Source organism: Phycicoccus sp. DTK01, from assembly GCF_017312765.1.
In the GTDB taxonomy this organism is placed as follows: Bacteria; Actinomycetota; Actinomycetes; order Actinomycetales; family Dermatophilaceae; genus Phycicoccus; species Phycicoccus jejuensis.
In genome coordinates, this window is record NZ_BOPU01000012.1 from 44386 (window position 1) to 56407 (window position 12022).

The window sequence follows — 12022 nt, forward strand, 5'->3', positions numbered from 1 at the left end:
GCCGGCGGGCTCAGGCGCGCGGGACGACGAGGGCGACGCGGGCGCCGCCGTCCGCACCGCGCCCCGCGACGAGGTGACCATCCGCCGACCGCGCGATGCCCTGGACGATGCGCAGCCCGAACCCGGTCTGCGAGTAGGCGTCCCGCAGCTGGGCCGAGACGTCGTTCTCGTCGTCCTCGCTCGCGACGTCGTCGCGGTTCACCGTCGTGACGAGGTCGGCGGACATCCCCGGGCCGCTGTCCTCGACCCCGATCTCGACCCGGTCCTCGAACGCCTCGCTGAACAGGCAGATGCGGTCGCCGGGCCCGGTGTAGCGCACCGAGTTCTCGACGAGGGTGTCGAGGGCCGCCCGCAGCCGTTCCGGGTTGACGGGCACCGGCCCCGCCTGTGCCCGCACCACGATCTCGCGGTCGGTGATGACCGCCCAGCGCCGACGCACGTCGTCGAGCAGCTCGGCGTCGTCCGACGGGACGTCGGGCGCCCCGAGGTCGAGCGAGACGGCGCGCACGAGCCGGTCGGCGAGCCGGGTCAGCTGGTCCAGCTCCTCGCGCACCGTCGTGAGGTCCTCGCGGCGGGCGTCGTCCGGCTCGCTCGCCGCGAGGTGGTCGACGTAGCCGCGGGCGATGGTCAGCGGCGTGCGCAGCTCGTGCGAGGTCATCCGGCCCAGGCGCTCGCGCGCCCGCGCCCGGCGCCGGTCGGCCGCGGCGAGGGCCTCGGCGGTCTCGATGGCGTCGTCGCGCCGGCGCACGTGGTAGGTGACGACGGCTGCGAGGACGACGGGGGTGACGACCTCGACGAGCTCGACGGCCGGGAGGTCCCCACGCAGGACGCGGGGCAGCATGATCGCCGCCGCGACGACGGCGAAGGCGCTGACCGACACCACCGTCCGCACGACCGGCCACGAGCCGAAGCCGTAGAGCACGGCGAAGGAGAGGACGACGATCTCGACGGCGGCGAGCTCGACGCTCGGCACGAGGAGGAGGAAGAGCCCGCAGACGACGAGGATGCCCAGCCAGAGCAGGAAGAGGGCGCCGGCGCGGCCCTCCTCACACCTCCGCGACGCAGTACCCCACACCACGGACGGTCTCGATCGTCGACGGGTCCCCGATCTTCGTCCGCAGCCGCGCGACGCACACCTCGAGGACGTTGCTGCCGGGGTCGAAGTCGAAACCCCAGATGTCCTTGAGCAGCTCCTCGCGCGTGCAGACGTCGCCCTCGCGCCGCAGGAGGTAGGCGAGCACCGCGGCCTCCCGCTCGCTGAGGGAGCGTGTGCCCTCCGGCGTGATGAGCACCCGCCGGCGGGTGTCGAGGCTGAGGTCCCCGTGGGTGAGGAAGCGCCCGGACTCGGAGACCGTCCGCGGCACCCCGAGGTGGCGGTTGACGCGGGCGAGGAGCTCGGCGGTGACGAACGGCTTGGTGAGGAAGTCGGTCGCCCCCTCGTTGATCGCCTGGACGCGGGTGCCGACGTCGCCGACCCCCGACAGGACGATGACCGGCGGGGGAGCGTCGATCTGCTGGACGTGCCGCAGGACGGTCAGGCCGTCCATCCCGGGCATGACGAGGTCGAGGAGCACGAGGTCGACGGTGCGGGAGCGGACCGTCTGGCAGGCTTCGGCGCCGTCCGCTGCCGTGAGCGGACGGTGACCGGCTGCGACCAGGGTCCGGCTGAGCAGCGTGCGCAGTCGGACCTCGTCGTCCACGATGAGGATGTCAGCCACGCAGTGCCACCTCTCATGACCACTTGCTGACGCGAGGCTAACCTTCCCATGACCTTCGCGTAAGACATTCGTGATAATCGATCCCCGGTGCTGGCGGCTCGGGGGGCTCGCGGAGCACGCTGGGCCCACTGGGGAGCGACGTCCGGGTGCCCCGCCCGGCCGACGGTCACGGCGACCACCCTGCCTCGGTGGAGCCATCCTCGACGGTCGCCGTGACCGGTTCCACGCGCTCGCTGTGACCCACGAGACTGCGTCACCGGCCGCCGGCGGAGGACGCTGGGGTCATGGCCGAGAACGTGCTCTCGCAGCAGTCGGGCCGGGGTCCCGAGGGACCGGCCCGCCCACCGGTCGTCGCCGCGCTCGACGGCTCCGCCCACGAGGCGGCCGTCCTCGCGTGGGCCGCGGCCTGCGCGGTGCGGCAGGGGGTGCGGCTCGACCTCGTGCACGTCGTCGAGATCGGCCCCGTGCTCGCGCCGTACTCGGTGCTGGCGACCGAGGCGCCGTGGTTCGGCGAACAGCTCGAGGTGGCCGAGCGGGCCCGGCTCGACGGGCTCGCGGCCGTGCTGCGTGAGCGCCACCCGGGCCTCGAGGTCGGTGTCCGCACCCCCGTGGGGTCACCGGCCGGTGTCCTCGTCCACCTCTCGGAGCGCGCCACGGTGGTCGTCGGCGCCTCCACCCACGACCGGCTGGAGCGCCTCGTCCTCGGGTCGACCGCGCTCGCGGTCGTGGCCCACGGGCACGGGACGGTCGTCGTCGTGCCCGAGTCGCTGCCGCCGGTGGAACCGCACCGGGTGGTCGTCGGGGCCGACGGCAGCGACGCCGGGGGTCGCGCCCTCGCCCACGCGGTGGACGAGGCCGCGTCCGTCGGTGGCGTCGTCACCGCCGTGACGGCCTGGACGGTCGAGGTCGAGGACGGCGTCGTCGTCACCGAGCCCGGGACCGACCGCTGGTCCCGGGTCGAGGAGCGCGTGGGGGCAGCCACCCGCGCGGACCTGGCCGAGGCCGGGGCGGCCCACCCGGACGTCGAGGTGGCCGTCGTCGTCCGCAACGACCGGCCGGCCCGCGCCGTCCTCGACGTGGCCGACGAGGTCGACGCCGACCTCGTCGTCGTCGGGCGGCGGGGCAGGGGCGGCTTCGCCGGGCTCCTCATGGGCGGCGTCAGCCGCACCGTGGTGCAGCGGACGACCCGGCCGGTCGCCGTCGTCCACTGAGTGCGGCGGCGCGGCCGCTCAGCCCATCGCGGCCCGGACCAGCGGCGCGAAGCCGTCGCGGTACCCGGCCCTCGTCGGGTGGTAGATGTCGAGCAGGCCGGTCTTCTTGCCCCAGACGAACGGCGTCGCCGAGCAGACCTCGTGACCGGTGAAGGTGGCGGCGGGGTCGAGGTAGGTGAAGCCCGCGGCCTTCGCCCGGGCGGCGAGGACGCGGTCGAGGTGCGCGGAGACGCCGTCGAGCAGCCCGGCCTCGCGGGTGTTCACGCCGCTCGCCTGGCTGCACGAGACGGCGCCGCCGAAGGGCTTCGGGTAGCCGACGACCATGACCTTCGCGCCGGGGGCGCGGGTGCGGATGTCGGCGTACGTCGCGTCGAGCTTCGCAGGCAGCTCGGCGTCGATGCGGGCGTCGACCTTCGCGACCGTCGAGCGGCAGAGCAGCTCGTCCCAGCTGTTGACGCAGCTGAGGATGAGGTCGACGAACCCGACGTCGTTGCCGCCGATGCTCACCGTCACGAAGTCGGTCGAGGACGACAGGGCCGCGGTCTGGCCGCCCGTCACGTCACCGGTCTCGGCGCCCGAGCACGCCCGGAAGGTCAGGCTCGTGTTCGGGCGGGCCTTCGCGACGAGGGGTGCGTACGCGAGGCTGCTGCGGTAGCAGGAGAGGCTGAGGTCGGGCCAGCCGGTGCCGTTGCCCGCGGCGTAGGAGTCGCCGAGCGCGACGTACTGGTCCGGCTCGGCAGCAGCCGCGGACGGGAGGGCGGTGGCGGCCAGGGCGAGGGGCAGGGCCGCGACGGCGGCGGCGAGCGAGCGCAGGCGGGGACGAACGGGCAACGGGCACTCCTTCGTGCGGTGTCGCGGGCGGCTCGCCGCCCCGGGCCCCTGCAGCGTGGACCCGGTCGGCACCCCTCGCAACCGGAGCGTCGACCCGGCGTCGGGCTCAGGCCACGGCGAAGGGCCAGCCGTCGACGAGCCCGGCCGCGCGGCCCGGCTCGAGGTAGTGCTCGAACCCGAACACGGCCTCGAACACCTCCAACGGCATCGCGAGCATCATGCCCACGTCGCTCGTCTGGCTGGCGTGCGCGCCGAGCGCGGTCCGCTTGCGCTCGAGCTGCGGGCGGACGTCGACCCTCCAGTGCAGCTCGGCCTCGGGCGTGCCCATCGGGTTGCCGTCGTCCATCGGCCGGTCGGGGTCCCAGTCGTCGTCGCGGCCCGCGGCCTTCGCCAGCTCGTACATCCGGCGCATGGCGTCGCGGTTCATCGAGGACTCGAGGACCCGCGGGCGGCGGGCGGCCAGCTCGACGCCCCGGTACAGGACCCGGTGGACCTGGACGTGGTCGGGGTGGCCGTAGCCCCCGTGCCAGTCGTAGCCGACGGCGACGTCGGCGTCCTCCTCGTCGAGGACGTCCGCGAACCGGCGCGCGGCCTCGTCGAGGTCGGCGCCGGTGAACGCGCCCTCGTGGGCGTTCTGCTCCCACCCGGTCATCCCGGAGTCGGCGTAGCCGAGCCACACCACGCGGTGCAGGCCGATGGCCGCGGCGGACGCGGCGAGCTCCGCCCGGCGCCGTTCGACGACCGTCTCGCCCTCGGCGAGGTCGTCGGGCGCGGTGCCGTGGTCGCCGTTGGTCGCGACGACGAGGACGACGCGGTGCCCCTCGTCGACGGCGCGGGCCATCGTGCCGGAGGTCTGCGAGGCCTCGTCGTCGGGGTGGGCGTGGAGGAAGACGATGGTCGACACGCCGCCCATCATGCCGAGGCCCACCGACGTCGTCGGACACCGACCGGCGCGGAAACTCCCCACACGCCCCACCAGTCCCTACGGTGTCGGGTGGTCCGGTCGCCGCCGGACCTCCACCGGGGGTCCCAGGAGGGTCCATGAGCAACGTCCACACCGGGCACGACGGGGAGGGCGGCGCAGGCGCCGTCGACCACGACACCGTGCCGCCCGCGAACAAGAAGCTGCTCGCCGTCGCCGGCGTGCTCCTCGCGCTGCCCGTCGTCGCGCTGCTCTGGGTCGGCAGCTACAGCCGCGTCGAGCCGCGGCTGTGGGGCTTCCCCTTCTTCATCTGGTACCAGTTCCTCTGGGTCTTCCTCTGCTCGGCGCTCACGTACACGGCCTACCGGATCGTGCTGCGCGCCCGCCCGCACCGCCCGATGACCGGCCACGGCGCCGGCGACCGGACGGGGGAGCAGGCGTGAGCGGGGTCGACGGCGTCGCGCTGGCCGTCCTCACCGTCCTCTTCCTCCTCGTCACCGTCATGGGCTTCCTCGCGACCCGCTGGCGGCGACCGACGTCGATGGAGTCCCTCGACGAGTGGGGTCTCGGCGGACGCTCGTTCGGCACGTGGATCACGTGGTTCCTGCTCGGCGGCGACCTCTACACCGCGTACACCTTCGTCGCGGTGCCGGCGGCGATGTTCGCCGCAGGGGCGGTCTCGGGCTTCTTCGCGGTGCCCTACACGATCGTCCTCTACCCGATCATCTTCGTCTTCATGGCGCGCCTGTGGTCGGTCAGCCACCGGCACGGGTACGTGACGACGGCCGACTTCGTGCGCGGACGCTTCGGCTCGCGCGGGCTCTCGCTCGCCGTGGCCGTCACCGGCTTCCTCGCGACGATGCCGTACATCGCGTTGCAGCTCGTCGGCATCCAGGCGGTGCTCGAGGTCGTCGGCCTCGGCGGCGGCAGCAACATCATCGCCAAGGACGCGCCGCTGTTCATCGCCTTCGCGCTGCTCGCGGCCTACACCTACTCGAGCGGCCTGCGTGCGCCGGCCGTCATCGCGTTCGTCAAGGACTTCCTCATCTACCTCGTCATCATCGTGGCGATCGTCTACCTGCCCTCGAAGTTCGGTGGCTGGGACGCGATCTTCTCGGCGGCCGAGCAGAAGATGGCCACGCCCAACCCGACCGACGGCAAGCCGACCGGCGCCTTCGTGCCCGGGGCGCAGGCGCACTGGGCCTACGCGACGCTGGGGCTCGGGTCGGCGCTCGCGCTCTTCATGTACCCGCACTCGGTGACGGCCAGCCTGTCGGCCAAGGACCGCAACACGATCCGCCGCAACGCATCCATCCTGCCGGCGTACTCGTTCGTGCTCGGCCTGCTCGCCCTGCTCGGCTGGGTCGCCATCGCCGCGGGGACCAAGCCGATCGGGCTCGACGGCAAGCCGAACGCGCAGCTGGTCATCCCGCAGCTGTTCGAGGACTCGTTCCCGTCGTGGTTCGCGGGTGTCGCCTTCGCGGCCATCGCCATCGGGGCGCTCGTGCCCGCGGCGATCATGTCCATCGCGGCGGCCAACACCTTCACGCGGAACATCTACAAGGAGTGGCTCAAGCCCGACGCGACGCCGCAGCAGGAGGCCAAGGTCTCCAAGCTCGTGTCGCTGCTCGTCAAGGCGTTCGCGCTCGTCTTCGTCCTCGCGCTCGACAAGCAGAACGCCATCAACTTCCAGCTGCTCGGCGGCATCTGGATCCTCCAGACCTTCCCGGCCGTCGTCCTCGGGCTCTACACCCGCTGGCTGCACCGCTGGGCGCTGACCGCCGGCTGGGCCGTCGGGATGGTCTACGGCACCTGGCAGGCGTGGCAGGTCGCCAACCCGCGCGCGGGCATCAACCACTTCGGTGGCTCGCTCTCGGAGATCCCCTTCATCGGGCAGATGGGCTACATCGCGGTGACGGCGTTCGCGCTCAACCTCGTCGTGGCGGTGCTCGGCACGTTCGTGCTCCGGGCGGCCAAGGCCCCCGAGGGCGAGGACGAGACCATCCGCGGCGACTACTTCGCCGACGCCGGTGACCCGCGGGTCCAGAAGGTGCTCCAGCCGCTGCACCAGGAGACGCCGAACCCCTGACCCGGGACGGCACGGGGGCGGGCGCGGACCGGGAGTCCGCGCCCGCCCCTGCCGTTGGCAGGATGGGGGCATGCAGCCCACCCCGTCGCCCCGGCTCGTCGAGCTCGCCCAGGCGCACGGCGTCGCCACCGAGTACTGGGACTGGCGGGGGCAGCACGTCGTCGTGCCCACGTCGTCGATCGTCGCGGTGCTCGCGGCGCTCGGGGTCGAGGCCTCGGACGACGCCGCGGTCGAGGTCGCGCTCGCCGACCACGCCGACCGGCCGTGGCGGCGCACGCTGCCCCCGACCGTCGTCACCCGCGCCGGGCGCACCGCGCAGGTGCAGGTGCACGTGCCCGCCGGGTCGGGCGTCGGGCTCGTCGTCGAGCTCGAGGACGGGGGACGGGTCGAGGCGGCGCAGGTCGACCGCTGGGTGCCGGACCGCGTCGTCGACGGGGTGCCGCTGGGGGAGGCGACCTTCGAGCTGCCGGCCGACCTCCCGCTCGGGTGGCACCGGCTCGTGGCCGTCGGGGACGCCGAGCCGCTCGAGGCCGCGTCGGCCACCGCGACCCTCGTCGTCACGCCGGAGCGGCTCGAGCTGCCCGAGCCGGTCGCGTCGCGCCGGGTCGTCGGGCTCATGGCCCAGCTCTACCAGGTGCGCTCGGCGACGACCTGGGGCGTCGGCGACCTGCGCGACCTCGCCGGCCTCGCGACGTGGGCCGCCGCCGCGCACGACGCCGACTTCGTCCTCGTCAACCCGCTGCACGCGGCCGAGCCTGTGACGCCGATGGAGGCCTCGCCCTACCTGCCGACGACCCGCCGGTTCGTCAACCCGCTCTACCTCCACGTCGAGGACGTCCCCGAGGTCGCCTCGCTCGACGCGACGGCGCACCGGACCTTCCTCGGGCTCGCCGCGCGGGGGCGGGCGCTCAACGACGGCGACCGCATCGACCGCGACGCCGCGTGGACGGTCAAGCGCGAGGCGCTGCGGCTCGTCTTCGACGCCGGGCGCTCCGGCGCGCGGGCGGACGCCTTCGAGGAGTTCTGCGCCCGCGAGGGGGAGGGGCTGCTGCACTTCGCCACGTGGTGCGCCCTCGCCGACGTCCACGGGCTGCCGTTCACGCAGTGGTCGGCCGACCTCCAGGACCCCGACGGGCCGGGCGTGCGCGCGTTCGCCGCCGCCCACGCCGACGACGTCGACTTCCACCGGTGGATGCAGTGGCTCCTCGAGGAGCAGCTCGCCGGGGCGCAGCGCGAGGCGACGGCGGCCGGGATGACGCTCGGCGTCGTCCACGACCTCGCCGTCGGGGTGCACCCGGTGGGTGCCGACGCGTGGGGCCTCGGGGACGCGCTGGCCCGCGGCGTCACCGTCGGCGCGCCGCCGGACCCGTTCAACCAGCTCGGCCAGAACTGGAGCCAGCCGCCGTGGCGCCCCGACCGGCTCGCGGAGCTCGGGTACGCGCCGTTCCGCGACATGGTGCGGACCGTGCTGCGCGACTCCGGCGGCATCCGGGTCGACCACATCCTCGGGCTGTTCCGCCTCTGGTGGATCCCGGCCGGCGGCTCGCCCGTCGACGGCACCTACGTCTACTACGACCACGAGGCGCTGCTCGGCATCCTCGTCCTCGAGGCGCAGCGCGCGGGCGCCGTCGTCATCGGCGAGGACCTCGGGGTCGTCGCGCCCAACGTCCGCGACGTCCTCCTCGAGCGCGGGCTGCTCGGCACGTCCATCCTGTGGTTCGAGTGGGACGACGACACCGTGCGCCAGCCGGAGTCCTACCGCGACCTGTGCCTCTCGACGGTCACGGTGCACGACCTGCCGCCGACCGCGGGGTACCTGACCCTCGAGCACGTGGCGGTGCGCGAGCGGCTCGGGCTGCTGACCCGGCCGGTCGAGGAGGAGCGCGAGGTCGAGCAGGCAGCCATCGGGCGGGTGCGCGCGGCGCTCGCGGAGCGCGGGCTGCTCGCGGCCGACGCGGACGTCGACGAGACCGTCGTGGCCCTGCACCGCTGGCTGGCCCGCACCCCGAGCCGGATGCTCGCCGTCGCGCTGCCCGACCTCGTCGGTGACCGTCGGGCCATCAACCAGCCGGGGACCAACGACGAGTACCCCAACTGGCGGCTGCCGCTCGCCGGCCCGGACGGCACCCCGGTCGACCTCGACGACATCCGCGAGGCACCCCTCGCCGAGGCCCTCTTCACCGCCCTCCGCACCCCCTGACCCCGTCCGGTCCCGGCTACACCGCAGTAAGTGCTGCTGTGGCGACACTTACTGCGGTGTAGCCCGCGGTGCGGTGCTCGCGCGAAGGGTGCTGAATGCCTCTGCGGTGATGCCGAGTCAGGTCCAGGACTGCGTCGTCACGTGCGAGGCCACGACGGGCGGGCGGGGGCGCAGGCGTGCGGTGCGCCACGTCTGCTCGACGCGCGCGAGCACGAGAGCCGGCGATCGTCGGACCTGCCGGGGGGTGATGCCCACGACCACGACGCCCGCGGCCACGAGGTCGGCGTCCGCGCTGACCGTGGCGTCCCAGGCGTCCCCCTGCGCGTGATGGGTGTGCGAGTGGACCATGATCGCGACGGCGACGTCGTCCAGCCAGGCATCCGGTGTGGTGAGCCGCTTCCCCTCGCTGTCGTGCAGCACCGGGTTCGGCTCCGCCTGCGGCAGCACGGTCGAGGTCGAGAGCAGCTCGAGCAGCTCGTGCTCCGGCTGGGACCACGCACCCGAGCCCGCGGCACGCAGCGCAGCCATGAGTGGGGCGGCGTCCCGGGGGCGCAGGCGGTAGACGGACTCCGCGAGCGCGTCCAGGCTGAGGACCTGCTTCTGCACCGCCTCGATGAACAGCGCCTCCCGGTCGCGTGGTGAACGGCTGTCGGCGGCGGCGTCGACCACGGCCCGGGCGACGGAGCAGGTCCTCAGGCCGTTGAGCTCGAGGGGCACGTCCCCGACGAGGGTGCGCCGGACCGAGGCGTAGCCGGCGCTCCGGCTCCGTCGCGGAGGCGGGACGAGGAGCTCGACGGACTGCCTCTCGGGCATGGAGGTGAGGCCGTGCAGCCTGACCGCCGTCCGGCCGGCGAGCGACGCCTCCGGCCCGGCCCACAGGAGGGCGGCCCGCAGCCGCTGGCGTGGCGTCGGGCGCGCCGTGTCCATCAGGTACACGCGGGGAAGCACGACCCGCCAGTGCCGCCCGGCGTTCCAGCGGATCGTGCTGGGCGTCATCCCCGCCGCCGCGAGCTGCTGGCGGGTGGCGAGCTGGTCCTGCAGGCCAAGGAGTGCTTCGAGCTCCGTCGTCATGCCGGCACCGTCGTCCCCGAGGGGCGCCGGCACCAGAGGTGCCGCGGCATCTGTGGACGGTCTCGCGCGCCGACGCCTCCTGTGGATGGTGCCGACGCCGCCCAGTGCGCGGGCTACACCGCAGTAAGTGCTGCTGTGGCGACACTTACTGCGGTGTAGCCCGCGACGGGGTGCGTGGGGCTCGTCGCGGCGGCCATGCGGGGGTGGGTGGCTCGGGGTCAGGTGAGCTGGGCGAGGAAGCGGCCGGCGAGGGGCTGCCACGCCGTGCGCAGCGCCTCGCGGGCGGCGGTGACCTCGGCGAGGGCCGCGGTCCCGGAGGCGGAGTCGGGCTCGGCGCGCACCCAGTCCGCGAACAACTCCGGGGAGGTCTCGGGGTGGAACTGCACCGACCACGCCCGCAGCCCGAGCCGCAGCGCCTGCGGCCGACCGTCCGGCAGCGTGGCGAGGAGCGTCGCGCCCGGCGGCAGGTCGAGCACGACGTCGTCGTTGTAGTGCACCGCCGGCGCCCCCGCCGAACCCCCGAGCAGCGGGTCGGCCGCGCCCTCGCGGGTCAGCGCGACCGGTGCGACCCCGATGGTCCGACCCGACGGGTTCGGCCCCGCGCGGCCGCCGAGCGCCACGGCGGCGAGCTGGTGGCCGAGGCACACGCCGAGCACCGGCTCGCCGGCGCGGGCGGTGTCGCGCAGCAGCGCCTTGGTCGGGGTGAGCCAGGGGTGCTCGGCGTCGTCGTTCGCGCCCATCGCCCCGCCGAGGACGACGAGCCCGTCGTGGCCGCCGTCGGCGAGGCGCGCGGGCACCGGTTCCCCGAGGTCCCCGCGGACGACCTCGAGCCCGACGCCGAGCGCGGCCCACCACTCGCCGAGCCACGCCGGAGGGGCGTCCGGCTCGTGCTGGACGACGAGGAGCCGCGGCACGGCCTAGCCGACCTGGGTGCCGACGAGCGAGCCGATCGCGTAGGTCAGGGCCATCGCGAGCAGGCCACCGACGACGACGCGGACGGTCGCCCGCTGCGCGTCGGCGTCCCCGAGGCGGGCGCTGACCAGGCCCGTCCCCGCGAGCGCGAGGACGACGGCGAGCACCGTCACCGGCACGCGCCACTCCGTCGGTGGCAGGAGGATGGCGACCAGCGGCAGCAGCGCCCCGACGGTGAAGGCGATCATCGACGCCCACGCGGCGTGCCACGGGTTGGTGAGGTCCTCGGGGTCGATGCCGAGCTCGGCCTCGGCGTGCGCGCCGAGGGCGTCGTGGGCGGTCAGCTCGACGGCGACCTGCTCGGCGAGCGCGGGGGAGAGGCCCTTGCCCTCGTAGATCGCCGCGAGCTCGGCGAGCTCGGCCTCCGGCTCCTCGCGCAGCTCGCGGATCTCCTTGGCGATGAGGGCCTTCTCGCTGTCGCGCTGGGTGCTCACCGAGACGTACTCGCCGACCGCCATGCTCATCGCGCCGGCCGCGAGCCCGGCGAGGCCCGCCGTCAGCACCGGCCCGCGCTCGGCCGTCGCGGCGGCCACGCCGATGACGAGGCCGGCGGTCGAGACGATGCCGTCGTTCGCGCCGAGCACCCCGGCGCGCAGCCAGTTGAGCCGGCTCGAGAACGAGCGGTCGTGGGCCTCGTCGTGGCCCTCGAGCGCGGCGGCGTCGACGCGGTCCGGCGCCTGGTGGTCGGGGGTCACGTCAGTCACGGAAGGTCGCCCCCTCGGCGCGCGCCGCGGTGGAGATGCGGTGGGCCAGCTCGATGTCGAGCTGGGTGAGCCCGCCGGCGTCGTGGGTCGTCAGCAGCCACCGGGTCGTGCGCCAGCGGATGTCGATGTCGGGGTGGTGGTTCATCTGCTCGGCCTCGTCGGCCGCGGCGGCCACCAGCCGGATCGCGGCGGGGAAGTCGGGCGCCTCGATCGAGGCCACGAGGGCGTCATCCTCGCGCACCCACCCGGGCAGGTCGGCGAGCTGGCGGGTGACCTCGTCGTCGGTGAGGAGTCGGCTCATCAA

General features: G+C 74.4%; 12 protein-coding genes. 4 read left to right on the forward strand and 8 right to left on the reverse strand.

Translation table 11 applies throughout. The annotated features are described in order from the left end of the window. Nucleotides 1-10: 10 nt before the first annotated feature. Both J3473_RS18005 and J3473_RS18010 read right to left on the reverse strand, forming a co-directional pair. Complete coding sequence (locus tag J3473_RS18005) at nt 11-1078, reverse strand: sensor histidine kinase KdpD (RefSeq protein WP_207025198.1); 1068 nt, start codon at nt 1076-1078, stop codon at nt 11-13. Next, a complete protein-coding gene (locus tag J3473_RS18010; protein ID WP_207025199.1) occupies nt 1047-1718 on the reverse strand; it encodes a response regulator transcription factor in 672 nt (223 codons plus the stop codon). Before J3473_RS18010 ends, J3473_RS18005 begins: the two co-directional genes overlap by 32 nt. A gap of 284 nt (nt 1719-2002) precedes the next feature. Between J3473_RS18010 and J3473_RS18015 the strand changes: the two genes are divergently transcribed. Further along, a complete protein-coding gene (locus tag J3473_RS18015; protein ID WP_207025200.1) occupies nt 2003-2929 on the forward strand; it encodes a universal stress protein in 927 nt (308 codons plus the stop codon). An 18-nt stretch (nt 2930-2947) separates the two neighbouring features. On the opposite strand, the gene J3473_RS18020 is transcribed toward J3473_RS18015, so the two are convergent. Together J3473_RS18020 and J3473_RS18025 are read right to left on the reverse strand one after the other, a co-directional pair. After that, the gene (locus J3473_RS18020; RefSeq protein WP_207025201.1) at nt 2948-3760 is read right to left on the reverse strand and encodes an SGNH/GDSL hydrolase family protein; all 813 of its coding nucleotides are present in this window, start codon (nt 3758-3760) and stop codon (nt 2948-2950) included. 106 nt (nt 3761-3866) lie between these two features. Then, a complete protein-coding gene (locus J3473_RS18025) occupies nt 3867-4664 on the reverse strand; it encodes a PIG-L family deacetylase (RefSeq protein WP_207025202.1) in 798 nt (265 codons plus the stop codon). A gap of 137 nt (nt 4665-4801) precedes the next feature. Between J3473_RS18025 and J3473_RS18030 the strand changes: the two genes are divergently transcribed. The 3 genes from J3473_RS18030 to malQ all read left to right on the forward strand — a co-directional run bounded on the left by J3473_RS18030 (nt 4802) and on the right by malQ (nt 8971). Then, complete coding sequence (locus J3473_RS18030; RefSeq protein WP_207025203.1) at nt 4802-5125, forward strand: DUF3311 domain-containing protein; 324 nt, start codon at nt 4802-4804, stop codon at nt 5123-5125. Beyond that, nucleotides 5122-6771: a monocarboxylate uptake permease MctP gene (gene mctP / locus J3473_RS18035; protein ID WP_030529523.1), complete on the forward strand. Its 1650-nt coding sequence runs from the start codon at nt 5122-5124 to the stop codon at nt 6769-6771. The genes J3473_RS18030 and mctP overlap by 4 nt, the downstream gene beginning before the upstream one ends. A gap of 70 nt (nt 6772-6841) precedes the next feature. After that, on the forward strand, nt 6842-8971 hold the full coding sequence (gene malQ, locus J3473_RS18040; protein WP_207025204.1) for a 4-alpha-glucanotransferase: 2130 nt from the start codon (nt 6842-6844) through the stop codon (nt 8969-8971). Nucleotides 8972-9088: 117 nt separating this feature from the next. Here malQ and J3473_RS18045 read toward each other — a convergent pair whose 3' ends face one another. From J3473_RS18045 to J3473_RS18060, 4 genes are all read right to left on the reverse strand, one after another. After that, on the reverse strand, nt 9089-10042 hold the full coding sequence (locus J3473_RS18045) for a hypothetical protein (RefSeq protein WP_207025205.1): 954 nt from the start codon (nt 10040-10042) through the stop codon (nt 9089-9091). Nucleotides 10043-10260: 218 nt separating this feature from the next. Continuing rightward, nucleotides 10261-10956, reverse strand: coding sequence for a type 1 glutamine amidotransferase (locus tag J3473_RS19685; protein WP_207025206.1), 696 nt, complete (start codon nt 10954-10956; stop codon nt 10261-10263). A 3-nt stretch (nt 10957-10959) separates the two neighbouring features. Next, nucleotides 10960-11610 carry a VIT family protein gene (locus J3473_RS18055; protein ID WP_242525957.1) on the reverse strand — a complete coding sequence of 217 codons (651 nt, stop codon included), beginning with the start codon at nt 11608-11610 and terminating at the stop codon, nt 10960-10962. A gap of 100 nt (nt 11611-11710) precedes the next feature. Beyond that, on the reverse strand, nt 11711-12019 hold the full coding sequence (locus tag J3473_RS18060; RefSeq protein ID WP_207025208.1) for a 4a-hydroxytetrahydrobiopterin dehydratase: 309 nt from the start codon (nt 12017-12019) through the stop codon (nt 11711-11713). Nucleotides 12020-12022: the final 3 nt, after the last annotated feature.